The organism is Candidatus Bathyarchaeota archaeon, assembly GCA_029882535.1.
In the GTDB taxonomy this organism is placed as follows: Archaea; Thermoproteota; Bathyarchaeia; order Bathyarchaeales; family SOJC01; genus JAOUKM01.
The window spans coordinates 17016-43184 of record JAOUKM010000012.1 but is presented as its reverse complement, the minus strand read 5'-3'; the positions used below and the strand labels follow the sequence as shown (position 1 = coordinate 43184).

The 26169-nt window shown below is 43.4% G+C and carries 27 protein-coding genes; 12 read left to right on the top strand and 15 right to left on the bottom strand.

From position 1 onward, the window contains the following. Together OEX01_04855 and OEX01_04850 are read right to left on the bottom strand one after the other, a co-directional pair. A partial coding sequence (locus OEX01_04855) for an alanine--tRNA ligase-related protein (GenBank protein MDH5448315.1) occupies positions 1 to 207 on the bottom strand: 207 nt, incomplete at its 3' end. 287 nt (positions 208 to 494) lie between these two features. Next, positions 495 to 1313, bottom strand: coding sequence for a CPBP family intramembrane metalloprotease (locus tag OEX01_04850; GenBank protein MDH5448314.1), 819 nt, complete (start codon positions 1311 to 1313; stop codon positions 495 to 497). A gap of 623 nt (positions 1314 to 1936) precedes the next feature. Here OEX01_04850 and OEX01_04845 point away from each other — a divergent pair. The 3 genes from OEX01_04845 to OEX01_04835 all read left to right on the top strand — a co-directional run bounded on the left by OEX01_04845 (position 1937) and on the right by OEX01_04835 (position 3945). Continuing rightward, on the top strand, positions 1937 to 2119 hold the full coding sequence (locus OEX01_04845; GenBank protein MDH5448313.1) for a hypothetical protein: 183 nt from the start codon (positions 1937 to 1939) through the stop codon (positions 2117 to 2119). A gap of 68 nt (positions 2120 to 2187) precedes the next feature. Continuing rightward, a complete protein-coding gene (locus OEX01_04840; GenBank protein ID MDH5448312.1) occupies positions 2188 to 2781 on the top strand; it encodes a transglutaminase-like domain-containing protein in 594 nt (197 codons plus the stop codon). A gap of 108 nt (positions 2782 to 2889) precedes the next feature. Further along, positions 2890 to 3945 carry a 4Fe-4S binding protein gene (locus tag OEX01_04835; protein MDH5448311.1) on the top strand — a complete coding sequence of 352 codons (1056 nt, stop codon included), beginning with the start codon at positions 2890 to 2892 and terminating at the stop codon, positions 3943 to 3945. 79 nt (positions 3946 to 4024) lie between these two features. Here OEX01_04835 and mobB read toward each other — a convergent pair whose 3' ends face one another. Beyond that, complete coding sequence (gene mobB / locus OEX01_04830; GenBank protein MDH5448310.1) at positions 4025 to 4546, bottom strand: molybdopterin-guanine dinucleotide biosynthesis protein B; 522 nt, start codon at positions 4544 to 4546, stop codon at positions 4025 to 4027. A gap of 159 nt (positions 4547 to 4705) precedes the next feature. Between mobB and OEX01_04825 the strand changes: the two genes are divergently transcribed. Continuing rightward, the gene (locus OEX01_04825) at positions 4706 to 4963 is read left to right on the top strand and encodes a hypothetical protein (GenBank protein MDH5448309.1); all 258 of its coding nucleotides are present in this window, start codon (positions 4706 to 4708) and stop codon (positions 4961 to 4963) included. A gap of 7 nt (positions 4964 to 4970) precedes the next feature. Here OEX01_04825 and OEX01_04820 read toward each other — a convergent pair whose 3' ends face one another. Continuing rightward, complete coding sequence (locus tag OEX01_04820) at positions 4971 to 5927, bottom strand: triphosphoribosyl-dephospho-CoA synthase (GenBank protein MDH5448308.1); 957 nt, start codon at positions 5925 to 5927, stop codon at positions 4971 to 4973. A gap of 92 nt (positions 5928 to 6019) precedes the next feature. On the opposite strand from OEX01_04820, the gene OEX01_04815 reads away from it, so the two are divergent. From OEX01_04815 to OEX01_04805, 3 genes are read left to right on the top strand one after another with little or no spacing between them, the layout of a single operon-like run. Beyond that, the gene (locus OEX01_04815; protein MDH5448307.1) at positions 6020 to 6781 is read left to right on the top strand and encodes a hypothetical protein; all 762 of its coding nucleotides are present in this window, start codon (positions 6020 to 6022) and stop codon (positions 6779 to 6781) included. Between the two features lie 28 nt (positions 6782 to 6809). After that, positions 6810 to 7829, top strand: coding sequence for a hypothetical protein (locus OEX01_04810; protein ID MDH5448306.1), 1020 nt, complete (start codon positions 6810 to 6812; stop codon positions 7827 to 7829). Continuing rightward, entirely contained in the window at positions 7826 to 8884 is a 1059-nt protein-coding gene (locus OEX01_04805; GenBank protein ID MDH5448305.1) for a hypothetical protein, read from the top strand. The genes OEX01_04810 and OEX01_04805 overlap by 4 nt, the downstream gene beginning before the upstream one ends. 115 nt (positions 8885 to 8999) lie before the next feature. Here the strand turns inward: OEX01_04805 and fhcD are convergent, their stop codons facing one another. Then, on the bottom strand, positions 9000 to 9941 hold the full coding sequence (fhcD, locus tag OEX01_04800) for a formylmethanofuran--tetrahydromethanopterin N-formyltransferase (GenBank protein ID MDH5448304.1): 942 nt from the start codon (positions 9939 to 9941) through the stop codon (positions 9000 to 9002). 306 nt (positions 9942 to 10247) lie between these two features. Here fhcD and OEX01_04795 point away from each other — a divergent pair, with 306 nt between their 5' ends. Both OEX01_04795 and OEX01_04790 read left to right on the top strand, forming a co-directional pair. Beyond that, a complete protein-coding gene (locus OEX01_04795) occupies positions 10248 to 10823 on the top strand; it encodes a TATA-box-binding protein (GenBank protein ID MDH5448303.1) in 576 nt (191 codons plus the stop codon). Between the two features lie 32 nt (positions 10824 to 10855). Next, complete coding sequence (locus OEX01_04790) at positions 10856 to 11032, top strand: hypothetical protein (protein ID MDH5448302.1); 177 nt, start codon at positions 10856 to 10858, stop codon at positions 11030 to 11032. Positions 11033 to 11143: 111 nt separating this feature from the next. On the opposite strand, the gene OEX01_04785 is transcribed toward OEX01_04790, so the two are convergent. The 5 genes from OEX01_04785 to OEX01_04765 all read right to left on the bottom strand — a co-directional run bounded on the left by OEX01_04785 (position 11144) and on the right by OEX01_04765 (position 15446). Further along, positions 11144 to 11668: a 2-oxoacid:acceptor oxidoreductase family protein gene (locus tag OEX01_04785; protein MDH5448301.1), complete on the bottom strand. Its 525-nt coding sequence runs from the start codon at positions 11666 to 11668 to the stop codon at positions 11144 to 11146. Then, a complete protein-coding gene (locus OEX01_04780) occupies positions 11665 to 12486 on the bottom strand; it encodes a thiamine pyrophosphate-dependent enzyme (GenBank protein MDH5448300.1) in 822 nt (273 codons plus the stop codon). The genes OEX01_04785 and OEX01_04780 overlap by 4 nt, the downstream gene beginning before the upstream one ends. A gap of 4 nt (positions 12487 to 12490) precedes the next feature. After that, positions 12491 to 13630: a 2-oxoacid:acceptor oxidoreductase subunit alpha gene (locus tag OEX01_04775; protein MDH5448299.1), complete on the bottom strand. Its 1140-nt coding sequence runs from the start codon at positions 13628 to 13630 to the stop codon at positions 12491 to 12493. A gap of 90 nt (positions 13631 to 13720) precedes the next feature. Continuing rightward, a complete protein-coding gene (locus OEX01_04770) occupies positions 13721 to 15340 on the bottom strand; it encodes a hypothetical protein (GenBank protein ID MDH5448298.1) in 1620 nt (539 codons plus the stop codon). Continuing rightward, positions 15321 to 15446, bottom strand: a complete 126-nt coding sequence (locus tag OEX01_04765) for a hypothetical protein (GenBank protein MDH5448297.1) — start codon at positions 15444 to 15446, stop codon at positions 15321 to 15323. Before OEX01_04765 ends, OEX01_04770 begins: the two co-directional genes overlap by 20 nt. Positions 15447 to 15550: 104 nt before the next feature. Here OEX01_04765 and OEX01_04760 point away from each other — a divergent pair, with 104 nt between their 5' ends. From OEX01_04760 to OEX01_04750, 3 genes are all read left to right on the top strand, one after another. Next, entirely contained in the window at positions 15551 to 16969 is a 1419-nt protein-coding gene (locus OEX01_04760) for a TldD/PmbA family protein (protein MDH5448296.1), read from the top strand. Further along, positions 16966 to 18291 carry a TldD/PmbA family protein gene (locus OEX01_04755; GenBank protein MDH5448295.1) on the top strand — a complete coding sequence of 442 codons (1326 nt, stop codon included), beginning with the start codon at positions 16966 to 16968 and terminating at the stop codon, positions 18289 to 18291. Before OEX01_04760 ends, OEX01_04755 begins: the two co-directional genes overlap by 4 nt. Before the next feature lie 84 nt (positions 18292 to 18375). Continuing rightward, on the top strand, positions 18376 to 20421 hold the full coding sequence (locus OEX01_04750) for a PqqD family peptide modification chaperone (protein MDH5448294.1): 2046 nt from the start codon (positions 18376 to 18378) through the stop codon (positions 20419 to 20421). Between the two features lie 112 nt (positions 20422 to 20533). On the opposite strand, the gene hxlB is transcribed toward OEX01_04750, so the two are convergent. From hxlB to OEX01_04725, 5 genes are all read right to left on the bottom strand, one after another. Further along, positions 20534 to 21127 carry a 6-phospho-3-hexuloisomerase gene (hxlB, locus tag OEX01_04745; GenBank protein ID MDH5448293.1) on the bottom strand — a complete coding sequence of 198 codons (594 nt, stop codon included), beginning with the start codon at positions 21125 to 21127 and terminating at the stop codon, positions 20534 to 20536. A 94-nt stretch (positions 21128 to 21221) separates the two neighbouring features. Beyond that, positions 21222 to 22007 (bottom strand): energy-coupling factor transporter transmembrane protein EcfT, encoded by a 786-nt coding sequence (locus OEX01_04740; GenBank protein MDH5448292.1) that lies wholly within the window; start codon positions 22005 to 22007, stop codon positions 21222 to 21224. Continuing rightward, positions 22004 to 22822 (bottom strand): energy-coupling factor ABC transporter ATP-binding protein, encoded by an 819-nt coding sequence (locus tag OEX01_04735; protein MDH5448291.1) that lies wholly within the window; start codon positions 22820 to 22822, stop codon positions 22004 to 22006. Before OEX01_04735 ends, OEX01_04740 begins: the two co-directional genes overlap by 4 nt. Then, a complete protein-coding gene (locus OEX01_04730; protein ID MDH5448290.1) occupies positions 22819 to 23667 on the bottom strand; it encodes an energy-coupling factor ABC transporter ATP-binding protein in 849 nt (282 codons plus the stop codon). Before OEX01_04730 ends, OEX01_04735 begins: the two co-directional genes overlap by 4 nt. Before the next feature lie 173 nt (positions 23668 to 23840). Continuing rightward, positions 23841 to 25601: a right-handed parallel beta-helix repeat-containing protein gene (locus tag OEX01_04725; GenBank protein MDH5448289.1), complete on the bottom strand. Its 1761-nt coding sequence runs from the start codon at positions 25599 to 25601 to the stop codon at positions 23841 to 23843. Between the last annotated feature and the right edge of the window lie 568 nt (positions 25602 to 26169).

The window sequence follows — 26169 nt, the reverse complement described above, 5'->3', positions numbered from 1 at the left end:
AGAAATCTCCCCAGAGAACTTGCCAACATAAACAACATTGTAAACTTCATCACCTTTCGTGATCTTCCCAGTATCCCACGGTTGTCCTCCACCCTTAGGATAGAAAATAGTTTGATCTAAGACTATATATTTACCATCTTTCACTGAAACAACAGTAGCATCACACTCCCGGAGGTAACTATCCTCCAAATACAAGGCCTTAGCCATAGAAATAATCCCTCTAACAATGAAGCGCTGGAGATTTATAAGCAATATTTTCAAACTTCGACTTGCCTGCACACGCGATCTTAATGACGACTACAAAAAAGGTGAAGAGCAAGGAAAAAGGTTAGACCTATTTGAACATGCGTGAAACAGCAGAATAAAAAGGGGATTGTGGGTTTTCTATTTTATGAAGTTGCGGTGCCCACCGCCTCTCCAGTTAGGCTTATCAATTAGCCAGTATTTCTTGCCCATTTGCATCTACTTATTCACTCTTATCAGTTTGAAGGTAACTAGGCATTCGAACAATATGTTGCATCATAGCCTAGTCTGCCTTTTGTTGTGATTAAAAGAACGATGGCCATACCCCAATAAACGATTCCTCTAAGGAAAAACCAAGTGCCGAGTCCCTGAAGCACATCTCCCGGCGTCGGAATAAAATTGGAAATCACGTTTGTACCTGAATGTAGAAGCATAACTGGGATAACACTCTGATTCGACTTGAGGTACAGCCGATTGAGAATGAACGTAAGAGGAATCAAATTGAACAGATACCATCCAAAAGTTGTATCGTAATAGTTCATGACAGGGAGGTGCCACGCTGCATGGAAAAGTCCTAGGATCAAAGAGGCAGGCACAGGGTGGAAATGCTCAAGCAAAGCGGGTAATGCGAACCCTCGCCATCCAGGCTCCTCATTACCACCAAGTAACAAAGTAACCAACAACAAGTTAATGGGATAATAGGACCAGGGCATTGCTGCAGATAAGTCTGACCTTCCTCCTAGAACCCAGTATAGACTGTAGTGTAATGCTCCAATGCCAATAGGAAGGAAGAACGCGCCAGCTAGATACAGAACGATCGGAATGCGTATTTTGAAGACTTGGCGTAACCATTGAATAAGTCCAGATCGCCCCCGGTATATTCCCATCACAACGATTGCTGCTAGGAATGGCCCAAAGGCTGCCGGAACGAAAAAAGGTGTTAGACTCTCTTCGGGCACCGATGATAGCGCTGGAATCAATATTGCCCAAGTTATTGCAAATGTTAATACGAAATATAGTGCCGTCATGCGTAGAGTAAACCGGGATTGGTATGTGTTGGTATCAGCCATTCCTCTACACTCCAATCTTTTTTATATTTCCGTTGCTGCGTAAGTTCTCTATTATGTAGTTCCTCTTCGATTACATTCAGGAAGTCCCTGGAAAGTTCCGTCTCTGATTTTTATGATTCCACGGTCGATTTTCGTAATCAGATCAGTTATTTTCTGGATGAACAATATCATCCGCTCATGGTTATTAAGCGAGCGAATAAATAATGTTTACGTTAAATTTTAATCCCCACACACAGCCTTCCACTTTTCAACCTTCCGATAGGGAGAACAGGGCGTGGTCTAAACAGACAATCTTGTCGGGAATGGAGAAAGACTAGAAGATACTTCCATAGGATCTCATAAACTGCGAAGTACATTGCATAGAGTGGAAGTCACACAATGGATAGGGCTACTTCGGGAGACATCTCCACTGTAACCGATACGTGAAAATTTGGGTAAGTCAGAGAACGAAAATAGGATAGCAAAGTAGGGCATTCATCCGCGCGCGCTCATGTTATGTGAAATTCTCAGGGAGCTGACACCTTTGAGATTAGAACTTTCGACCTTCTCTCCCCTCTATACTATGACGGTCGAGCATTGGTCTTATTACTTTGTCAAGCCAACGACAGGTTGAGTTGACGCCTTTGGATCAAAAATCTATTGTCCGAAAGCAAGGTGAAGTAGATGCTGTTAGACTGCCTTTCCACGAAGCAACCAAAGCGAAGGCCAAAAAGGAATTGATCAAAAGACTTGACCATATACAAGAACTGGCAAAGCAGAAGAACTACTCTGAAATAGAAAAGCTGCTACAAGAATGCTATGTCTGACTCTTGCCACGAGCATTCCGATGTGCACGAAAGAATTTTCTGGAACCAAAGAATAGGTACTAACCAGAATGAGAAAACTACATCAAATAATCGCAATCATTCTGATTGTATTCTCTGTCATACTTAGCGTTCTAGCTGTCTATGTTCTATATCTCCAACCAATGGCATACGAGAACTATTACTTAGAAATAATGAACAATTGTAATGACCCATCAAAGAAAGTCATAGTGAGAAGTTGGTTCATAAGAGACTACAATTTCACAGAGATCTGCGATTGGGTACGTGGAAACCTTGACTTCGTGCCTTTCAATGAAAGTTTTCCACAAGAGCAAAGACATACAGATCCGCTTGAGATTAAAGAATTTGGCAAAGGAAGATGTGGGGAATTCAGTATTCTTTATGTTGCCGCTTGTTTGGCTCATGGTTATGAGTGCAGATTGGTTGTCGCTGCTGATTGTAGCGGTCTTGTCTGGACTGGCAAACACGCATGGGCGGAGGTCAAATTTATGGGTGAATGGATTCATGTTGATCCTTCAGAAAGGAGATGGAATGAGCCCCAGATGTATAAGCAGTGGAGCTGGGGAGAAAACATCGGATCAAAAGTTAGGATTTTCGCATTTGAAGAATGTAGAGCAGAAGAAGTTACAAAAAAATACCTCTGATTACAGATCTGTAGAAGAAATGTTGGGTTCGGGGTTCAAATCCCATGCAAGCTGTGAGTCAGCATTAAATAGGCTCGATGTACGATAACTTCTGATGGAGCGGATATATTGAGCAATCAGGTTTTTGAGCAACTTGCGGAAGCTTTGAACAAACTTCCCAACGGCTTTCCCAGAACCCCTTCAAACGTGGAGATAAGAGTTCTGAAGAAGATATTCTCCCCTCAGGAGGCTTCAGTGGCAAGTCAGCTAACTAGCTCTATGGAGTCACTTGAGGTTGTTGTTGAGCGCATTGGGCTTTCATCTGAAGATGCAGAAGCACGGTTGGGGAAGATGGCGAAACGAGGACTTTTGTGGAGCTGTAAAGAAGGTGATAAGCTATTCTTTAGGCTGGCACCTTTTGTCGTGGGCATCTACGAATCACAGCGGGAAAGTATGGATCACGAGTTAGCTCACTTGGTCGAAGAGTACTTGGCAAATGGTGGAGCTGTTGGAATTATGAAGCCACAACCAGCTCTGCACCGTGTTGTCCCGGCTCAGAAGGCAATCAAGTCTGAATGGATTCTCCCGTATGACGACGTGAAAGCGATTCTCTTGAGCTCCAAAACATTTCGTTTGAGTGACTGCATCTGCAGAGTGCAACAGGATCACATTGGTCGTAGGTGTGACTTTCCCTTGAGGACTTGCCTTAGCTTCTCTTCAGCCGAGAGACAACCGAGTGAGGATGATATTTCGAAGGAGGAAGCACTGGCTTTTCTCGATAAGGCAGAGGAGATGGGCCTTGTGCATACGGTTAGCAACGTGATGAAAGGGCTCGGCTATGTCTGTAATTGTTGTGGGTGTTGCTGCGGCATTCTCAGAGGAATAACTGATTGGGGCATTGAGAATTCAGTGGCCTACGCCAACTATTATGCCGTAATTGACCCTAACGAGTGTCTAGGATGCGGAATATGTAGGAAGAGATGCCAGGTACACGCCATCTCAGACGGAGGAGGAGTGTCAGCTGTGGATCGCGAGAAGTGCATTGGCTGTGGCTTATGCGTCACAGGATGCCCAAATGGTGTAGCGAGACTGGAGAAGAAGCCTGAAAGCGAGATTGTCAATCCTCCCGCTGACTTCGAGGCTTGGGAACATGAGCGTCTTCGAAATCGTGGGCTAAGTAGTTGACATTGTGTTTCTGAGAAGAGATCTTCACACAAAAAAGATGGGATTTGCGGGAAATAGTGGAGATATCTCCACTTGTCTCTTAAAGCCTAATTTTTCTCTCAACAATTTCCACAAGTTTTTCAGGTTCTTTTAGAACGTCTACAACAGGTATGCTTAACCTTTTTGCGGTCAAAACTGCAGAACTTGTAAATGCAATTATTGGTTTGAAACGCTTTGATGCTTCCACAGCCTCCTCAAAAGTTTTGATAGCTACTATTTTAAGTACTGTTGGCTCATGTTCAACCAGATTTCTAAAACCCTCAAGGACAACCATGTCTGTGTCGTTTTGGCAGTTTCTGATAATTTCTTGAAGACTCAAATTTGTCGTGTCAACTTTCTTTATGAATCCCAATTCTCCAGGCGCAACTACCACCACTGTTTGTGCTCCTGCCTGCGCATGCCGCCACGTGTCTTTTCCCTCAACATCCATTGTGAAGCTTGGTTCAGAAACATGTTTTATAGTGGCAACACGGCATCCTCGTTTTGTTAAGCCTTTAACTAGAGCCTCTATTGTTGTTGTTTTGCCTGAATTTTTTCTTCCAATCACTGCAATAACAGTCATAGTGGCATCCACGTTGTTGATGCATCTAAAAGAACTGTCTCAAATTAAAAGAGTTTCGTGGTGAGGGCATCTCCGCAAACTTCACGAAAAAGTAATTATAAAAAACGCAACAAGAGTTTTTATTCGACCAAAATCTCATGTAAATTGAGGATGCAGTAATTGCCTAGCCTATGGTGCAAATTAGGACTACACAAATGGAAAAACTATGGAAAACAAGTGCTTATTACTTGGAAAGAGCCAGGCTTTGTTCTAGGAATAAAAAAAGAAATCCGAAAATATGTGTTCTCTGAAAGGGAATGTTTACGGTGTGGAATTAAGGAAAAAAGGAAATTTTCTGAAAACTTAGATGGAACTTTGGCAGCAGCAGGATGGGAAAGAATAGAAGAAAACAAAGATAGTATGTCCATGCGTGCATAAAACGGCTTTATGGACGATAACCGTTCAGAACGCTTACGGCTAGAACCGCGGCTATAATGTCTGCAGTTGTTCCTGGATTATGCTGATTAGTTGGTCCACGCAATTCTCTATCGAAGACAGAAAGCTTTTTTCTACCAAAGGACGTTGTTAAACCACCTAATCTTAATACTTCTCCCGCCCTCTCAGAGATCTCTTTCGCCTTATCCAAGCCAGCCTTTCGAGCAATAAGGGTGTCAGGAACTGTTGAAAGAACCTTAAGGAACGCGTGAACTATTGCACTGTTTAGATTGTTTGTTTCCTTGAGTTGCTGAGTGAAATAACGTAAACCCGTTTCAAAAGTTATGTGATAGTTTTCCACCCATTCCTTTGAAATTGAGTCGTAAGGCGCGGAAATTTTGAAAACTTCATAGAGGGTCACATTTTCTTCGAGGATTTTCTTTTTCGAGCTTGGGTCGTTCACATCTAGAGTTGGAGCCTTATCAACCAAACCATTAGGATTAGCTATGTTAATTGCTTCATAAACAGCTACAGCATCCGAGGGCGTGGTAGACTCTACGACCAATTTTATGTTCTCTCTTAGTTTGGAAAAGGAAAACTCTTCGCCCTCCGTCAATGTCATTCCGGCTGCAGCAGCGATCGGAGAAAGCAAAAGAATCGCGCCCAGCAACGTGTTGCCTCCGTGTTGCCAAGCATCGATGTTTACCACTGCATCCTTTATGATTTCTCCAACACCTATCTCATTTAAGTCAATTTTTCCTGCAGAAAACATGATACCCCGCTCAGCAGCGCGTGCAAAACTGGGTTCGACAGCTACTGCAGAAGCCAAAAAATGTTCATACTGGGTATTCTGAAAATCTGCTGTTCTGCTAACGTTGCCAGGCTTGTGTGCGCTAACTTCTAAAAGGATGGCTAATTGGAGGCAGCTGGAAACATGCTTTGCTGTTCTGCGCACATCTTGGTGCAAAAGACTACCTCTTTTAAGACATGGAGAAGAAGTTTTATTAACGTTGTGTAAAAAAGTACACAGCAATTTACAAAACTACACAGGTGGAGAAAATGAACAGAAAATATGTTACAAATGCAGTTTTTATTGCGCTTATATCAATTTGGGTCGCGTTAATGTTGGGGACTGCAATTGTACCTGTTTACCCCATTTTTGGAACGCCTGCACAAATCACTTTATCGAGTATTCTTTTCTCCAGTCTTACGGCACCGCTTCTGGGTCCTCTGTGGGGCACTATTTCTGGTTTTATTTTTGGCTGGCTAGTTCCCTTCGTAAATCCTGCAACATCAATAGGCTTATTCACTTTTCTGAGTCCTACATTAGGAGCTTTGATGAGCGGACTTGTCCTATTCAATCGATGGAAAGAAGCGACGCTAATCTTCGGATTGGAAATGATCGTTTGGTTTGCACATCCATTTGCTTGGTATGAAGCCATGCCTATTATAACGTGGCAATCCTGGCTTGCGCTGATTCTGATTGCAACACCTCCAATACGTAAATGGCTGATTGACTCGATACGGACAAGAGACGAAAAGAGGTTACCCATAGCTCTCTGGTGCTTAGCTTGGATTGCTCGAATTGGTGGAGAAGTTGCCACTAGCAATAACATTGCTGTTTGGATTCTGGGTTGGGGAACACCCGAGATGTATCCATTTTGGGCGCCACTTACTTTATACTATGCTATAGCAGATTTTCTGAACTGTCTTGCAGGGGCTATCATAGGTACAGCAGTTCTTTTGGCTCTGAAAAGAAGAGGTACTAGAGTATTAGCTGTTGATTTTCTTCAAACAAAAATGGAAAGCCAAAAATACTAATTTTCTTGCATTGTTAAAGGGATAATTCTTGGAAGTAAGATCTAGAGAAGGTGACTTAATCCAAACAAGGAAAAAGTGGATTTTTGACGTTAAGGGTTTAGTTCATCCTCCAGACAAAATAGTTGCTTTTCCCCGTTTCATTCCAGACCCTCATGGAAACCGAAAACGAAGAGGCATTGCTTATAGAAAGATTTACGCTCTTTCCGAACGTTACGAGCTTCTCGAAGAACGGTTTCCCCGCTATTTAGTCTTTGATCTCGTTTTTGATGAACGCCTTTGCAAAGTCCCTAAAAAAGACATAAGAAATTATTATAATCCAGTCAATCGTCTACAGGAACTTCGTAATAGTCACCAGTTAGACCAGTTAGAAGAAGATGCTTTGCAGTTTGCTGAGTTGTTGCATATCCACTCAGATGTTCCTTCGAATAAGCTCGGCATCTCTGGCTCTCTTCTAGCACAGTTGCATACACCCAAATCAGATATAGACCTGATAGTCTATGGAGAGAAAAACTGCCGCGAAATCTACAGGACATTAAAATCGGTGACGAGAAATGGAAAAAGCGCAATAAAAGCGTTTACGCAAGAGGGACTAAGCCTTCTTTACAATTTTCGTTCACAAGACACAGAAATGCCCTTTGAAGACTTTTTGGTAACGGAGCGTAGAAAAGTTTTGCAAGGCAAGTTTCTGCAACGCGACTTTTATATCCGATGCGTAAAAAATTGGAACGAAGTCGAAGAACACTACGGCGATGTAGTTTACAGAAAAGTTGGCTATGCGAAAATAAAGGCAGTGATTTCGGATGATTCTGAAGCCATATTTACGCCCTGTCGCTATTCTGTTGAGAACGTGCAGGCGCTTGAAAGAAAATGTGAAAGAACTGTGACGGAAATTGTGTCTTTTCGAGGAAGATTTTGCGAACAGGCAAGAAAAGGGGAAACAGTGATTGCGCAGGGAAAAGTTGAGGAAGTGCAAAGGAAAAATGGGGACACGTTTTTTAGGCTTCTTTTAGGCGGCAAACCCTTAGACTTTATGGTGCTAGCAGGGTGAAGATTTTGGAGGAACGAGGCTTCAGAGATCGCGATTTTCTAAGCACAAAAGAAGGCTTTCTCTTCTGTGTTGTGGGTCCATATCATCCCACTGACCGTGTAATTAGTTATCTCAAATATTCGCCCGACTCAAAGGGAAAATGGTGGAAGGGAAAAAACCGATTTAAGCGTGTAATGCGAGTATACACGATTTCAAACTTGTTGGAAACATTTGACCTTTTAAAAAATGCTTATCCTCAATACTTGTTCTTCTCTTCAGCCTATAACATTACAATGACTGGTGTTCCACAGAAACATGTAGTGAAGCACCTTAAGCCTGATGAGAAGCTGGCAAAGCTTTTCAAGAAATCACATCTTGACTCTTTGCAAGGAAAAGTTGCCCGTTTCGTGTCCTTACTAGCCAAATTAAGCGCTGTTCCAGCTGATAATTTTGGCGTTACAGGTTCAATACTGCTGGACATTCACAATCCTGCTTTTTCTGACATGGACATCACCGTGTATGGAGCGGAAAATAGCTACGCAGTGAAAAACGCCTTAACCAAAGCGCATCTGACTGGTAACTCTGGGGTTAAACGTTTTGGAAGAGAAAAACTTAGGAATTGGTATATGAACAAAACACGTAATCATCCAATTAGTTTAGCTGAAGCAGAGCGGATTTATGAGCGAAAGTGGAACATTGGCATATTTGACGACACTTTTTTCTCTGTGCATCCCATAAAGCTGGAAGAAGAGCTGACAGAAAGCTATGGTGACAAGGCATATCATCCCGCTGGGATGGTGACTGTGAGAGCGGTTGTTGCCGACTGTGAAGACAGCGTGTTTCTCCCTGCCGTTTATGGGGTTAGAGAGGTTGAGGTTGAAGGAGATGTCGAGGTAAACGTTGAAGAAGTGGTTTCTTACGAAGGACTCTATGACAGTCTTGCAGAGAAAGGCGAGACAATTGAGGTTAAGGGAAAACTTGAACACGTTGTTGACAATCGCACAGGTAGAAGGTATGACAGGGTTTTGGTGGGTTCGCTTGAAGGAAAGGGTAGAGAATACATAAAACCAGCCTAGACCAGTGAGAGCGTTGACAGTTAGGGAACCCATTTAAATATTCTGGTAATATTACAGTTGTTTTAATAACATTGCCAGCAAGATAGCAGAGTATCGAGAAGTTGGAGGCTCTAAGTTAGCTTAATCCGAGAACCTCTTTAAGATAAGCGTGATAAGGACCAAGTTTTCCGCCGTAATTTCCAGCAGAAATTCTAACTACGCCAGGTATTTTAACAGCCGCCTTTATCCCTTCAGCCATCGCTTTCTTCACAACATCCAAGTCAAGCCCGTTGATGACAATTTCGTAAATGCATCTGACACCATCAGGTACCTGCGAATCTGCCACTAGCTCTTTAAGTTTTGGACAGAAAGGATGGTTAGTAGACGCTTTAAGCTTATAATTAATCGAGCCTGCTTTAGACCCTGCCCTGCAGATGCCTCCTGGAAAAGGCATTATCACCTCTTTAGTGTTTTTATTGATAGCTTCTGCAGCCTTTTCCGCCGCCTGTAAACCTGCTGTGCTGTTTTGAGCCATTATTATTAAATTTCCCCCAGCAATTGCTTTTGCAGCGCCAAACTTATCTTCCACCATAAATTCGCCTTCCATAACTGGAAGACGCCAGACTTTCCTATCCGCTAAGACATCTTTTTTCTGAAATCCGTCTCCGAAAAGACGAAGACTCCGCCCTACCTTTAGTCTTCTTTTCGCTTCGGGCAACGCATCAAAAGCCGCAGTAGTTGGACAAGTCATTATACACTGGCCAATTCTGAGAATCATCTGAGCCTTCAAGTCAAACCGTGTTCTGTGGTAAATTTGAATCAACACTCCCGCTCTTCCGTCTGGCGTATTCGCTGGCTGCACAACTCTTTCTATTCCAGCCTCTGCTGGAGACATGATAATTGAGGAAGCAAAACCAGTAGCAGTTTTAGCCGCTGTGTTAGCCCATTTCTGATTCTCCGCAGTAATTAAAATCCTTCCTACCCACATACCGAACATTTCGGCAAATGTGTCTTCAATTAACGTATCCTCATAGAGAAAGTGTCCCGCTAGTATTGTTTTAGGTGATTTTTCTAACATGGTTTCCACGTATTCCTTTTCTTGAAAGCTTGTGTAGAGTCACGTTTTCAAAAGCCATGCCTGAGTCTATTAACATTTGTGCCTTTTCCAATGTGATTTCAGCCTTAAGGTTATCGGTCTCTTCGATACCCTCTATCAGCTGTATGCAAGGCTAGGGTGCTTGTGATTGACCTGAGATCTAAGTGTTGCGTGCAGCCGGAATACTGTAGCACCTCAATGAAGACCTCTTAAGATAAACCGAAACAGTTATCGTTTCGCGTGTTTTCTTACGTAAGGGACATGGAGTGACGTGAGGATGGAAGCCTCTTGAAAGATAAAAATAGGGAAATTCACATTCAAAATGTCGTGGCATCAGCTGCTTTTGATCAACCAATAGACCTAGACGCCGTAGTTAAGGCTTTTCCACACGTCGACTACCGACCGAAAGTTTTTCCTGGACTCGCCTTCAGGCTGAAGAAGCCGAAAACGTGTACGCTCTTATTCAAAACGGGAAGAATGGTGTGCACCGGCGCCAAATCAGAGAGGAATGCTAGAAGGGCGATCTTGAAGGTTGCCAGAGAATTAAGAGCAGTTGGCATAATCATTATCGGAAAGCCTGAAATAAAGATTCAGAATATTGTTGCCTCTGGAAACCTCGGCGGACCGGTTGATCTTGAAGCATTGTGTGAGCGAGCTCACGTGGGTGGGAACCTCATGTACGAACCGGAGCAGTTTCCAGGCGCGATTTACCGAATGGAAAGCCCAAAGGTAGTTTTCCTAATATTCTCCGCTGGCAAGATTGTGTGTGTGGGCGCAAAAAAGGAAGAAGAAATCTACGAAGGCGTCGAAAACCTTGGGCAAAGGCTGAAGAAACTGGATGTCCTATATAAAAGAATGCCCTAAATGTGAAAATGCAGGTTTTGAGGCGACAGTTGATGGCTCGAGGTAAGAAAATAAAGAACATTAAATGTCCCCAATGCGGAAAACTGATGAAGAAACATTGGAAAAAGGCAGAATACGAGTGCAGAAGCCCGAGGTGCCCTGTAATTTTCGTGAGGATACATCACAACACAGAACAAGTTGGGCGAGCGCCGAGATTCAACGAGACATAATGCGAGTTTGAGGAACGCGAAAAAGTGTTAAGAGGTGGAGAAAACCCAAAATTTGGCAAAAAGACACTGAATATGTGCTGCTTGTGATCTTGTGGTAAAAACAGGCGTGTTTTATAGGTCGATGCCTTTTTTGAATGCGTATAAGTTTGTTTCTGCAGTGCCTGCTCTGACGCTGGCCGTGATAGCTTTTTCCATGGCTTCTTTGCTTACTATGTTGGTTATCTTTGTTAGTGCGCCAAGCATTACGACGTTTGCGTACATTTTGGACTTCAGTTGTGTTTCAGCAATTTTGGTTGCTGGTAATCTGTGAACTTGGGCTTTAATTTCGGGGATTTGTTCAACCAAATCTTTGTCGACTAGGAGAGTGGCGTTTTCTTTCAAGTCTTTAACGTACATGTCAAGAGCGCTTTGGCTCATTGCCACAAGAACGTCACATTTTCTCACCATTGGGAAGCCTATTTTCTTGGTTGAGATTATTACTTCGCTTTTTGCGGCGCTTCCTCTAGCTTCAGATCCGTAGCTCTGGGTTTGCACCACGTTTTTTGCGTCATACACTGCAGCACGACCAAGTATTTGGCCTGCCAGCACGACTCCTTGTCCTCCAAGTCCGCAGATTCGCACTTCGACTCTACTCATCGCTTTTTCGCCTCTTTCAACACTGTCTGAAACATTTCGGTTAGGGTTGGGCGAGTCTGGTGAATGAACTCGCCGACAACTATTTTATCCTCCAGTTCTTCTCTAGTCAGCCTTTCAACATCCTCAATCTTCACGCTTTGCTTTTTTAGCCACAGCAGCATCTCTCCAGCGTTTTTGAACCCAGCACGGCGACCGTAAGCAGTTGGACACTGACTGACTACTTCAACGAAGCCGAAGCCCTTTGTGGTCAACGCCTTTTTAATGGCTCCCTTTAGCTGATTTATATGCGCTGTGGTCCAGCGTGCTGCATAACATGCGCCTGCGGAGACGACAAGTTGAACAGCATCTAAAGGACGTTCAAAGCCGCCGTAAGGAGTGGTGGTAGTTTTCGTCTTCAAGGGAGTTGTCGCTGCCACCTGCCCTCCAGTCATGCCGTAGATCATATTGTTTACCATAATCACGGTAATATCCAAGTTCCTTCTCGCCGCATGGATCAAATGGCTCAAACCTATTCCTACAATGTCGCCATCGCCGCCAAAAACAACCACCTTCAAATCAGGTCGCATGAGCTTAACACCCGTCGCAACCGGTATACTTCGCCCATGCGTCGTGTGGATGGAGTCTGCTTCAAAGTGTGGGGAAGGAATCCACGAAGAACAGCCGATGCCGCTACAGAAGACAAATCCTTGAAGGTCTCGGTGGCCAAGCTCATGGACAGCCCTAAGGAAACACGTAGCTACTGTCGTGCCGCCGCATCCTGCGCAGAAGGGAAATTCTATGCCTCTTAGATAGCTTTTGCTGGAAAAGGGTTCACTCACGGTTTTACACGCTCCTTTCGATTTCAGAAAAGAGTTCTTCAGGCGTTGACATCTCTTCGCCGCCAATCTTGTTGACGGGGATAACTTCTGTAGCGCCATTAACAACTCTTTGCACTTCAAAGAAAACCTGCTGCAAGTTCATCTCTGGCACAATAATTGCCTTGGCTTTCTGCGCCATCGTTTGAACAATTCTTTCTGGAAAAGGCCAAATCGTCTTCAACCTAATAAAACCAGCATTAATCCCTTTATCTCTTGCCATTTCTAACGCTTCATAAACTGCACGAGATGTGCATCCGAAAGAAACGAAGCCGACTTCACAATCATTTACGTTAAAGGCTTCAAAATCCATCAGCAATTCAGCGTTGTTCCTAACTTTTCTTACAAGCCGAGTTACAAGATTGCGATGGACTTCTGGGTTGGCTGTGAAACGCATTCCAAACTCGTCATGAGTCGAACCTGTCACTGCTATGTTATAGCCTTCACCTACAGACGGCATAGGAGGAACTTCTTCACCGCCAAAGAACGATTCGTCGCCAGGCTTCGCCTTCTTTCTATTAACAATCTCTATTTTTTCCAGAGGCGGCATAAACATTTGTTCTCTCATGTGAGCCACGATTTCATCAGCTAGCAGAATGACAGGTGTGCGATATTCTTCAGCCAGATTAAAAGCACGCACGGTTAGGTCAAACATTTCCTGCACCGAATTCGGAGACAGCACAATTGAAGCATAGTCTCCGTGCGTACCCCAACGAGCCTGCATAACGTCACCCTGACCACATTTCGTAGCTTGCCCCGTGCTTGGTCCAGCTCTTTGGATGTCAACTATAACACATGGAGTTTCGGTCATGAACGCGTATCCGATGTTTTCTTGCATGAGGCTGAAACCAGGACCAGAAGTTGCCGTCATCGCCTTAGCGCCCACCCAGCTTGCTCCAATCAGAGAGGCTATCGAAGCTATTTCATCCTCCATCTGAATCATGATACCGCCCACTTGTGGAAGACGCTTCGCCAAATGCTCAGCGATTTCACTGGCTGGCGTAATGGGATAGCCTGCGAAAAATCGGCATCCAGCGATGATAGCGGCTTCAGCTAGGGCTTCGTTTCCTTGCATGAAATACATGCTTGAAGACAGATGTTTAGCCATCCCCTGTGTCTCCTTGTTGTTTTGTTTGTGTCCACTGTTTAGCTTAAAGCTTTATCTAGGCAACTAAAAACGTGTGTGAGATAATCGTGGCTATTGTCTTCTTCGTCGAATCATAACCACAACAACTACTATAGCCGCTGCGCCGGCACCCGCATAAATATACATCGAATACTTAACCATAAAAGAAGGCTCTACGACGACGAACTGCAAGGTATCGCTGACGGATTCATACATCACCTGATTCTCCATAAACTGTGCTTGGACGCTCCAAGAACCGAGGAAGGATGGTTTAAAGCTAGCTGAGAAATTGCCGTTCTGTATGTAGCGATATTGTGCGAATGTTGATCCATTTGAAGCTGTGAAAATTAGTTTTACACTTGCATTTGCAGATTCTGTTATGGGTCTTATAAAGCCGTTGATTGACATGTTTTCTCCAAATGTTATAGCTTCGCTGCTTAGAGTGAAGTTTATGTAAGAAGGATACTTTACTATGTAGCTTCCGTTAATGTTCATCATGTTGTCAAGAAGATCAAAGGCGTCCACACGATAATTCACCATTACGCCAGCCTCCTGACCAAGAATCGTTCCGTTGCAGGTGCGATTGCTGACCAGCATTTCAGAAAAACTAGATGTGTTCCAGTTGTCAATGGAATAGTAGAGGAAGGCTTGTTGAATGTAGGAGTTGTTTGAAACAGCGGTGATAGTTGTTTCGTTGTTAGGATAAACCATTTGAATAGGAGTTGCCAATTTCAACACCGAACCGCCAAAGTTTGTCTTAACTCTGAAACTTACATTTCCGGCGCCGAACTCGCCAATGATGACAAGGTGATAGAGACTTTCCCCATCATAAGACGTTGTGTGGTTGATTAGCATATCTTGCCCAAAATACTCGCAGCTCGCATAGACATCTCCTCTGAAACCTTCACTGTCTAAGTTGTAGCCGCCGAAAGAACCGCTCACTTCGCCGTAGAGTCCATGCTCCCACGCTAAGGGAGTACCATTCAACAGTTCACCGTTCTTGCTTGAAGGATTCGCCATAAGATACAACCTTGCCTCGTACATGTCAAGCGTGTCAGGCACCTGAACTTGAATTTCGATGCGTTCGCTGTTGGTGGTGAACTCGTATGCCCAGCTTGTGTTTTCAACAGATGTGTTGCCTTGTTTTCCTTCAATGAAGCGGCTGTGCCAAATATTTGGTTTAACATGTTCAATAGCCATGAGTGTAGCAGGTTGGGCAGCTTGACTTTCTCGAGGGTCGTTTCGGATGACAAAGCTGTAGTTGCCCGAATGCTTTGGCGAGAAGAATGGCTGGTCTATGGTTGTTCCTAAATGTTCAGGCAGTCCAGCTGCTTCGGTGTGGTAGCCTTCTAATTCTCCTTTGGGGTTGTAGACATATATGTCGTAGTCGGTTTCGGGCGTGGAGCCGTCGTTTATCCAGTCGCCATAGCAGTAAACGTGATACGTGTGGTTTGCGGCTAAATTATAGACGTATGTCCAGTTAGCGCCGATTTGAATTTGAGACTCGTTAATCTGCATGGGGGCGGCTGGTCTGCGTGTGAAAGTCCAGTTGCCGTAGGGCGGCTCATTGATGTAGGTAAAGGTCCAATCGTTCTCGTAGATGAGACCCGAAGCTACAATAGCTAGCGAAGAGGCTAGAATACACGTTAGCAGCGGCAAGAACATCAGCGTTTTAGCTAACTTTATGAGCAATGGTTGTTCCTTCGCCGAGTGAAACTTTGTGTCTAGGTTGTTTTGTGGGGGCAATAATCGTTATGAAGAAGGGGTAAGGATTCTGAATCAGAATCAACCTATTCATTACATGGCTTATGAAGTTACATGGTTTGTTCTATTTTGCCTTAAAAATGCCATGCAAAATCTTATGAGAGGGCTTATTCCTAAGTGCTACAGAAGGTGAAAACCTTGGATAAAGACCTAGTGGACTACGCGCTAGACTATGCACGAAGCAAAAAAGTTGAGTATGCCGAAACAAGAGCCCACAGCACACAACACGACGAACTAGTAATAAAAAACGGTGTCCTAGACGCTTTCGTCTCAACCATCGACACTGGATTCTGCGTAAGAATACTAGCCAACGGCGGACTGGGCTTTGCATCAACCAACAAATGGACAAAAGAAGAAGCAAAAACAGTCGTCGACACAGCATACAAATTTACCACAATAGCAAGACGCAAAGACAAGATTACCTTCGCAGAAGAAAAAGGTGTCGAAACAAAATGGAGTGTCGAACAGAAAAAGAAGATAGAAGACATTCCACCCGAAAAGAAGATAGAAGAGTTGATGGAAGTCGACAAAACCTTTGCGTCTCAAGAAATAAAAATTCCTGGAAGAATAATGGCTTGCACAATAAACCTCACAGAGAAATATTTTGTAAACTCTGAAGGTTCAGCAATTTCATCTTTTGTGCCAAACATAGAAACCTTTGCTTTCATAACCGTGGCTGAAAATGGCAAGCCAGAACAAGCTTACAAACAGTTTGGACGCAGTGGAGGATGGGAGGCTTTCGACGAGTGGAAGATGACTGAGGCAATGCTGCATGAAGCCAAAGTGCTGCAAAAACTAGTCAAAGAAGGAAAAGTCGTCAAACCTGGAAAAATGGATTTGGTTTGCGGAACAGAAGTTACAGGCATCGCATCCCACGAATCTTGTGGACACCCAATAGAAGCAGACCGCATACTCGGACGTGAAATGAGCCAAGCAGGACGTTCCTTCATATACCCCGGCGGTCCCTTCTGGATAGGAACCAGAATTGGCAACGACATAGTAACCATAGTAGACGACCCGACAGTTAAAAACAGTCACGGTTATTACGAATACGACGACGAAGGAATCAAAGCAAGACGACGATACCTGTACAAAAATGGCATAATAAACGAGTTCCTACAGAACAGAGAAACCGCAGCTAAACTTGACACGAGGAGTAATGGTTCTTCAAGGGCAAATAGCTACGCTAGAGAAGCCATCGTGCGAATGGCAAACACTTTTCTGCTGCCTGGCGACTGGACGGAAGAGGAAGTCATCGAAGACGTAAAGCATGGAATTTACATGAAGTCTTTTACAGAATGGAACATCGATGACAGACGTTTCAATCAACGCTACGTAGGCAGAGAAGCATACCTAATCGAAAATGGAGAATTGAAGCATCCTGTTGCGAGACCAATTATTGAAACTACGACTAAGAATTGGTGGAGCAGTGTCGATGCTATATCAAAGGAGGTTGGATTTGACGCCGCGACATGTGGTAAAGGTGATCCGATGCAGGGAATACCTGTTTACGCGGGTGGTCCAGTTATTCGTTTGAAAGAGGTGTACGTAAAATGAGCGAAGTATTAGCGAAAACAGAAGCCATAGTAAAGAAGGGAAAAGCCCTTGGTGCAGACGAAGTTCTCGCCAAAACCGTCTTTGGACGGCACAGACAGACACGATTCAGTAACAACCAAATAGATATCGCTGTGGCGTGGAACAACTACGTAACAGATGTCGCCCTCACATGGAACAAACGATTAGTCGCAACCCAAATTCGAAACTTCCAAAACACAGACAAAATCATGGAACAGTTATTCAAGTTGGCTAAGGTTTCGAAGGAAAACCCGATGTACGGCGGAATAGCTAAGGGTACATTCAATTACTTAAAACCTACAGCAGATAAAAAGCTGCAAGAACTAGAAGACCCTGCCGAATACGTATTCGAAGCCATAGAAGCCGCCAAGAAGGAAGCTGGTGTAGAGGTAAACACGGGAGGAATCCTCTACGCAAAGTACGAAGACGTTTACCTTGCCTCTTCTGAAGGACCAACTGGCCAAGATGCAAGATCAGCAATCGAGTTGTCAATCAGAGCCTTTTCGCAGATTGACGCCTCAGGTCACGGCGTAGAATGCTGTTCCTCATTGAGAGATTTCAAGCCTTTCAGAGCTGGAGAGAAAGCGGGCAAAATAGCAAGGTTGGCTAAGAACCCAAAACAAGGAGAAGAGGGCAAGTTTAATGTTATCTTTGACCCGCTGTTTTTCGGTTCAATGCTTGGCACTTGGGGTACAATGGCATCTGCGTATAGCGTTATGATCCAATTGTCAGTGTTTGTGAAAAAACTTGGCCAGAAAGTCGCGTCTGATATGGTGACATTGCGAGACAACCCTGCCGAATACTCAGTTAGCAACCGTGTTTTTGATGCCGAAGGTTTTCCTATACAGGAAAACGTGTTCATCGATCACGGTGTGCTTAAAACATATTTACACAACACGTCAACTGCAAAAATCTTCAAGACCAAAACAACAGGTAACGCTGGATTGGTACAGCCGATACCGTGGAACATTGAAATGGACTCAGGCGACATTAGTAGAGAGGAGCTTTTTGGCGAAGTGAAACGTGGCTTATACTTGACTAACACGTGGTATACCAGATTCCAAAACTACGCCACAGGAGACTTTTCCACAATTCCCAGAGACGGCATATTTCTAATAGAAAACGGTGAAATCAAGCAGTCATGGAAAGATTTGCGGCTAAGCGACAACGCTCTTAGGTTACTAAGTCAAATCACAGGCATGTCAAAAGAAAGACAGCATGTGCATTGGTGGCTTGAAGCCGAACCGCCATCCTTGTCGCCGTATGTTCTGGCAAAAGACATACAAATGACGAGGCCGAAGTAGCAGCTTTCTTTTCTTTTTTTTCTTTTTGCAAAAATCTTAAGCATGCGACTGTGCATATGAAGAAATCAATAGAAGGGTTTTTCTGTGAAAGCAGAACTCGAAAAGATAGTGAAAGATGAACTTTCAGGAGAAGTCGCTAAATCCTACGTAGCCCAAATCACCTGTTTCCACCGAATTCAAGCCTCCACAACGTTCCACGAAGCTGCAGAATACGTCAGAGACACACTGCGGAGTCTCGGTTTTGAAAATGCCAAAATCGAACAATTCACTTCTGACGGCGCCACAAAATATTGGACCTATACTTCTCCAATTGGCTGGGAAGTCAAAACCGCCGAACTGCACTTGGTTGAACCTAAAAAGAAGCTAATCATCAGATACGAAGACACGCCTACATGTCTTCACACCTACAGCAAATCCACACCACCCGAAGGCATCACAGCCGAGCTAGTTGACGTAGGCGAAGGAACGAAGCCTAAACATTATGAGGGAAAAGATGTAAAGGACAAATTCGTTTTAGCAACTGGCAGAGCAAAACAAGTTCACGAACAAGCGGTTTACAAGTACGGCGCCGCCGGCGTCATCACAGACACCATAACACATGAGATGAAAAATGTTCGAGAAAGCGTTGACATACCCGACGCTCATGCCTACCAGTCAATATGGCCTACAAAAAAAGAACAAGACAAAGTAACTTTCGGCTTTTCGCTCAGCAAACGACAAGGAAACCACCTGCGAGCCTTACTCAGCGGCGACAAACCTGTTATGTTAAAAGCTAAAGTCGACGCGAAACTGTTCCCAGGCAACCTAGACATAGTAACAACCATAATACAAGGCAGCTCAAAGCCAAATGAAACAATCTTCCTCATTGCCCATCTTTGCCACCCAAAACCAAGCGCCAACGACAACGCCTCAGGCAGCGGCTTACTTCTGGAAATCGCCCGCACCATACAAACATTGATAAAATCGGGCAAAATCGAAAAACCGGCAAGAACCATACGATTTCTTTGGGTGCCAGAAACTTTCGGTACAATCGCCTATCTGTACCATCATCAAGATTTGGCATCCAAGTTGGTTGCGGGCATAAACCTTGACATGGTAGGACAAAATCAAGAGCTTTGCAAATCCACACTCAATCTAGACAAGACGCCAGATTCTAATCCATCATACCTTAACGATTACGTTTTCAGCCTCATAGAACACTCAGCGGAAGAGTTCGACCCCAAGACAGTCTTCGGTTCAGCATCAACATTCCGATATTCAATTAATGCCTTCAGCGGTGGAAGTGACCATGCAGAATTCAACGACTCCACCTTCAGTGTCCCGTGCATTATGTTGCTTCAGTGGCCAGACCTGTACTACCATACAAGCATGGATTCAATCGACAAAGTCAGCGAAAACAGCTTAAAACGTGTAGGCTGGATAGCCACGGTTGCTGCCTTAACTCTTGCCAACGCTACAGTTGAAGATGCGATTTTCATGGCAAATCTAGCAAGGTTGGGAGGAATAGCTAGATTGCAAGAAGCAAGCAAGGAAGCATTTACAGGTTTGTTCAAGAAGAGGAAAAACCTAAACCCCAACGAGTCAGCAAAAAACCTTGCCAAAACAGCGTTCAACTTCAAGAACAAGATGGAGCATTTAGTTTGGCGCGAAAAAAAGGCAGTAAAATCGGCGGAAAGGCTGGGAAGCAGTCCTGAGTTTGAAAACCTCACCGCAAAATATGTGAAAGACGTAAAACAGTACGGTCGACTTGAAATTGCACGATTCGAAGAAACCTTGGCCCACGCCACGAAAACAGCGGGCATTACACTTCCTGTGCAACTAGAAGAAACTGAGGCAGTAAGAGAGGCAAAAAGTCTAACCCCAAAACGATTGTTCAAAGGCACTTTCAACGCAGACGCTTTGAAGAGAGCATTGGGCGAGAAAGAGTATGAATTGTATGAAGAGATTGGAAAGAAAGACGAAGATTTTAGAAAGAAGACGTATGAAATCTTTAACTTTATGGATGGAAAACGCACAGTCTATGAGATTGCGAAAGCAGTGTCAGCGGAATACAGCGTAACCAAGCTGGAGCACGTACTGAAGTTTATACATGACCTTGAGAAGACAAATTTCGTTTCTTTCAATAACTAAGCGCTAAGCGAAAAAACTAAGGATTACTTGTATCTCTCTCTTCGCCGCTGTCGCTTCTTTTTCTCTCGCCTTTTTCTTTTCTTTTTCCATTTAGCTCGCATTGCATCCGCCTCTATTCTATTGTCGCATGCTTCCGCCTTAATTCTTCCTCAGTCTTATTTAAGCGATACATAAGTTCTACAATAAGACTGTCAAGAAATATCGTACAGTTATTTTCAAAGATACTACCAAGAGGGCTCAGAGGTTCACGTTCGCCCAAAATCTGCCTTGAAAGATAGTCTTCTTCTCTAGGCCAACCCATCTTCGTTCGACCGGTAAGAACAACAATGTGATCTGCTATGTCTCCTAGGGGAGACTTTGCATAAGTGGTAACGGCTATAACCTTTGCACTAATATCCTTTGCAGCCGTGCTTGCAGTTAGCACCATCTTCGTCATGCCGGTGCCTGAGATGGCGATAACCAAGTCATTTTTTCCGCCGGCTGGTGTTATGGTTTCGCCTAAGAAATATACGTTGAATCCTAGATTCATCAAACGCAACGCGAAGGAACGGCCGACAAATCCGCTTCTACCCACTCCTACAACGAAGATTTTCTCTTTTTGGGCTTCGATTATCATTTGCAACATTTTTTCCACTTGTTCAGAATCTAGTGCTTCTATGGCTTTTTGTGCGCCAGCAAGGAGTTCTCGGGCTGCGGCTTTCAGCATTTTCAAGCTTTTTCGCCGGGAGAGGCATACTTTTTTACTTATTAAAAATCTTGTGGTAGCCAGCTAGTTTAACAATAAGAGTTTTTGCGGAGACTTACAGCTTTAAAAGGTCTGAAAATGACGGTGTAGGCACATAATACCGTATGTAAACACCGATTATCAATATAAGAATGGAAGCTAAGATTAGCAAATAGTCAGCTTTTCTCATTTTCAAAACGTACAGGTTAGTGCGCTTTTCGATGGCGCCCCAAGCTCTCGATTCCATAGCTTCTGCGAGCTCTAGACTTCTGCGAATGGCACTGATGATTAGGGGGATGAGAATTGGAATGTAGTTTCTTATTCTCTTCAAAAAGTTTCCTTTTTCAAGCTCCAGCCCCCGAGCTTTCTGAGCATCCATAATCGTTTGGGCTTCATCAGCCAAGACTGGAACAAACCTTACGGCAGTGGTGAAGGCGAAGCAAAACTCGTATGGAACGTGGCTTTGCTCCAAAGCCAAACCCAAATGGTCTGGCGAAGTTGTTAGAAAGAATACTGAGAAGGATTCGACAAGTACTACGAAGCGCAGTGTCATTGCTGAAGCATATTCAATGTCCTGAAGCGTTGGATAACCTGTATACATAAACCTGAAAAAAAGGTTAGTACTGAAAATAATTACAGCTAGAAACGCTGCTCCTCTCAGAGAGCGTACCCATTCTTTCTGAACACGCGCCAAAAGAACAAACGGAATTTGCATTAGAAATAAGATGATTAGGGGAAGTAATTCCCAAAAGAGTATTGCGACCACGAAAATTGAGCAGACATAAAGAAACTTGATTCGCGGGTCTAGCATGTGGATGGGAGACGTAACTCTTCTGAACTTTAAACCGTCAAAAACGCTCATTTCTCACCCAGCCGTTTCATCAGGATTTCTCTTGCTTCGTAAAGGTCAATTACATCTGTTGGTAGCCCAAAATCTGTTAAACCCATAAATATCTGAGCTACTTGCGGCAGCACTATAGAAGCTTGAGTTAAACGGTCAATATCTGTGAGCACTTTTTTTCCGACACCGTCTGCGACGATTTTTCCTTCAGACATTAGTATTACGCGGGGGTTACATTCCGCTACGAACTCCACATCGTGAGTGACTACTACAACGGTTTTTCCTTGCGTGTTCAGTTGGATTATAAATTGGCGAAGTATTTCCTTTTGCTGGTAGTCTTGTCCTATTGTAGGTTCGTCCATTACCACAACTTTAGGGTTCCAAGCAAGCACCGACGCTAGAGCAACACGTTTTCTTTCGCCTCCGCTAAGCATGAAAGGCGAGGTTTTCCGGTATTCCGTAAGCCCTAACAGGTTCAGAGCCCATGTCACTCTCTTTTTTAATGTGGTGTCTTTGTAGCCGAAGTTTTTGAGGGCGAAGGCAACTTCTTCTTCTACGGTTTCACAGAAAAGTTGGTTGTCGGGATTTTGGAAGACAAACCCTACGTTTCGCGCGAGTCTAGCCACGCTTGTAGTTTTCGTATTTACGCTGCCAACCAAAACCTCTCCCTTTGTGGGTTTCAGCAGCCCGTTGAAATGTTTTATTAACGTTGTTTTTCCAGCGCCGTTTTGACCCATTATGGCTATGAATTCGCCATCTCTTATTGTTAGAGAGACTCCTTTCAACGCTTCAACGCCGGTTGGATAAGTGAAGTAAACGTCTTTGACTTTTATCATGTTTTCAAAACCTCGCGCAAAAGCTTTACAATCTCCTCGGACGTTACTGGCACGTTATCCGTTTTCAGTCCATTTTCCTCTTCGAGAATTTGGTACAGTCTTGTTGCTTTCGGTATCCCAACTCCTAGTAAACGGGCTTTTTGAGAGCCTAAAACCGTTCTAGGTTCACCATCTAAGATAATTTTTCCTTTATCCATTACAATAACATGGTTTGCATATCTTGCCGCTAAATCCAGCCGGTGTTCAACTAAAATTACTGTAATGCCTAAAGATTTATTCAGCTTATCTATAACTTCGAAGATTTTTTCAGCGCCCATAGGATCTAGGAAAGAGGTTGGCTCGTCTAGCACCATGATTTCAGGACGCATGGCAATGATGCTTGCAATAGCTACTCGTTGCTGCTGTCCTCCAGAAAGCTCGTCAGGTGCTCTCTCACGCAGGTTATAAATGCCACTGGTCTCTAGCGCCCAGTCTACTTGCTTCTGCATATCCTCTCGTGGAACACCGAGGTTTTCCAGCCCGAAAGCGACGTCTTTTTCAACTGATAGGGCAAACAACTGGTTTTCGGGGTTTTGGAATACTAGTCCAACATGAAGGGTAAGCTTGTGAATTGGATTGCCTGCAACGTTTAAGCCAGCGACTTGGATTTCGCCTGTTAGCTCTCCTTGGTAGAAGTGGGGGATCAAACCGTTAAAACATCGGCAGAGAGTGGTTTTTCCACATCCGCTTGGACCTGTAAGGATGACGAACTCACCTTTTTCGATTTTTAATGAGACTCCGTGGATAGCGGGTTTTGTAGCGTTTGGATACGTATATGTTAAGTCTTTAGTTTCGATGACTGCCAACCTAGGTCGCTCACTTAACTGCCAAACTTTCTTTCATTTAAGAGTAGCTACTTAAAACAGAGTCAACTATTTTTCGGTTTCCGTAGTATTTGCTCTTTTTGACGCGTATGTGTTCAGTGTATTAGAGCAGGGAATAGTGAATTTCGATGTTAGAGAAAAAAGGGATTCGCTTGTTATGGTTCTTTTGCTCCATAGTTGCCGGTGACTTTTACTACATCGTAGATAGTAACCTGACCATCTCCGTCATAGTCGCCTGGGAAACCTCCAAGTTCTTTTCCTACAATGTCTAGAGTGTAGCGGCCTCTCACGTAAGTAATGTTTATGAAAGTATAGGTGTCATTGGCTTCCGGCGGAAGAATTTCTACTTCAGATCCGTTAACAAGAACTTTGAATGGGCCGTCTAGCCAGTCCCTAGGAATCGTTATGTTTAAGATCCCAGAGTAGCCTGCTGTAGCTTTTAAGCTGATTTGTTTGAGGGTTCTGTTAAATTTGAACGAAGCTAAAGTGCAGTCACTAGTTGTAAAAATCGCTTGAGCTGTATCAATAAGTTTCCCACTCAACGAAATCACTTGTCGGCAAAATATTCTTTTGGCACTCCATGGTTCTATTAGCGGGTAATTGTCTCCGTGATGAGGTATCTTTGTGTCACCAATTCCGTCACCAAGGATTCTTCCTCCGCTTCCGTCATCCTGTCCTTCATAGTCACTCCAGTAATTGCCTTCTAAACCATTATCCCAGCTAGTATTGAATGACGTGAAATTCAAGATTGTGTGTTTGTAGCTTGCAAAGTTGTTGTGATGAAGAATTGTTCCATTTGAATTTGAAAAAACTAACGTATGATGTGGAAGCTCTGTTAATGTTGAGAGGTGGTTGCTAGCGATTACGTTGTTATGAGACTGCTCCAGCACAATGCACAATGTATATTTCCCATAAGACGTACTGTTTGTTATTACATTATCAATGATATAATTGCCATCTGAATAACCCAGCCATATGCCTCCCATCACATCGGATTGGCTAAACAGTTTATTGTTCATAATGCTATTGTTTTCTGAACCCGCCAACCAAATTGCAATTCCACCATGAGTATGATGTGATACAGCCACATTTTGGACTTTAGAATTGCTACTAGTGATAAGTTGTATTCCTTGCCAATTACTAACGGAATACATAGGCTCTAGGAGCTCCAAGTCTTGTATGGTTACACTTGTAGACTTTATCACCGATACACATTTGTGGTGATTTTCAAAGGTTATGTTTTGTATGGTTACAATTGTAGAATTCACCACTAATGTGCCTCGGTAGTTACTTTTGAGGCATAAATTCTCTGCGGTAATGTTTCTCGAATTTACAATAGCTACATATCCAGCATCCTTGGGAATTGACTTGTCCTGCTGATCTACAAAGTAACAAATTCGTTTCCCGTCAACGGTATTTGACTCGTCGATGTCTTGGATGAAATGGTCAATGTGTGTAGACAGGCCTTCTACTGCGAAATTCCATGTGTTGCCAATTATCTCGTTATTTCTCAAAGTAATGTTACTCGAATAAAATATGAATAAACCATAGTCACCATTCTGTATCTTTAAATTGTTGATCACAACGTTTGGTGCAGTTATATTAACCACAGCTCCGTACCCCCGACCATTGATAACGGGCTGATGAGTATCATAATTCCTAATTGTCAAAGACTTGTTCACAACCACATGCTCATAGTAAGGAGACGTGTCATTTTCCATAACTTCAATTATATCCCCTGGCTTCACACTAGCGTTGTTTATCGCCTCTTGTATCGTAGCAAAATCTGGGTATGTTGGAGGCTTTGTGGGACCTACGTACCATATTTGCGGGCTATCAGAAGCCCTCATCTGTCGTATTTCAAACACCATCGTCAAAATACTGATCAAAAGCAGAGTCTGTACTATTACTAACATTGCCTTTTTCATTTTTCCTTTCTCCGAAATTCATTATATCTCACAGACTATTATATTTTTTGCACACATCTTCTATCTTTGCATAGATTATATCTACCCTGCACAATTCTGGCTAAATCTATAATAGCAACACCGCTAGAATCATAATATACACACAGAGCAAAATCATTATCGAACCACTAAAAACGAATTTTAAGAGTAGCTGGCCAATCTTCTGAAGAAGTTGCTTGAGTTCACCATTGAGGATCGGAAGTGATCCACAAGGAAAAAAGAGAACAGGTTAAAATTTCATTTTTCCAATGTTTTCATTTATTACGTGGCGAGTGGAGGGGGGAGATAAAGTGAAGAAAAATTCTAGACATTTGTCTAGAATAGATGCCTCACACTCGCCATTATGAATAAATAAACGCTTTAGATATATTTCTTATTCTCAAACAAGAAGCACTTCTGCTATAGAAAAGGATAGTATTCTAGAGACATTGAATAGACAATACAAAATGAAGAAAAGAAATCTCAAGAGTATCCACTTAAAATTCGGTCATGCTTTAGATGTTTTCATGAGTGCACT

What these genes read in the sequence shown, in the direction of transcription:
- OEX01_04850 (MDH5448314.1), bottom strand. Translation starts at nt 1,313, where the DNA reads ATGGCTGATACCAACACATACCAATCCCGGTTTACTCTACGCATGACG.
- OEX01_04840 (MDH5448312.1), top strand. Translation starts at nt 2,188, where the DNA reads ATGAGAAAACTACATCAAATAATCGCAATCATTCTGATTGTATTCTCT.
- mobB (MDH5448310.1), bottom strand. Translation starts at nt 4,546, where the DNA reads ATGACTGTTATTGCAGTGATTGGAAGAAAAAATTCAGGCAAAACAACA.
- OEX01_04815 (MDH5448307.1), top strand. Translation starts at nt 6,020, where the DNA reads ATGAACAGAAAATATGTTACAAATGCAGTTTTTATTGCGCTTATATCA.
- fhcD (MDH5448304.1), bottom strand. Translation starts at nt 9,941, where the DNA reads ATGTTAGAAAAATCACCTAAAACAATACTAGCGGGACACTTTCTCTAT.
- OEX01_04790 (MDH5448302.1), top strand. Translation starts at nt 10,856, where the DNA reads ATGGCTCGAGGTAAGAAAATAAAGAACATTAAATGTCCCCAATGCGGA.
- OEX01_04785 (MDH5448301.1), bottom strand. Translation starts at nt 11,668, where the DNA reads ATGAGTAGAGTCGAAGTGCGAATCTGCGGACTTGGAGGACAAGGAGTC.
- OEX01_04775 (MDH5448299.1), bottom strand. Translation starts at nt 13,630, where the DNA reads ATGGCTAAACATCTGTCTTCAAGCATGTATTTCATGCAAGGAAACGAA.
- OEX01_04765 (MDH5448297.1), bottom strand. Translation starts at nt 15,446, where the DNA reads ATGAATAGGTTGATTCTGATTCAGAATCCTTACCCCTTCTTCATAACG.
- OEX01_04755 (MDH5448295.1), top strand. Translation starts at nt 16,966, where the DNA reads ATGAGCGAAGTATTAGCGAAAACAGAAGCCATAGTAAAGAAGGGAAAA.
- hxlB (MDH5448293.1), bottom strand. Translation starts at nt 21,127, where the DNA reads ATGCTGAAAGCCGCAGCCCGAGAACTCCTTGCTGGCGCACAAAAAGCC.
- OEX01_04740 (MDH5448292.1), bottom strand. Translation starts at nt 22,007, where the DNA reads ATGAGCGTTTTTGACGGTTTAAAGTTCAGAAGAGTTACGTCTCCCATC.
- OEX01_04735 (MDH5448291.1), bottom strand. Translation starts at nt 22,822, where the DNA reads ATGATAAAAGTCAAAGACGTTTACTTCACTTATCCAACCGGCGTTGAA.
- OEX01_04725 (MDH5448289.1), bottom strand. Translation starts at nt 25,601, where the DNA reads ATGTTAGTAATAGTACAGACTCTGCTTTTGATCAGTATTTTGACGATG.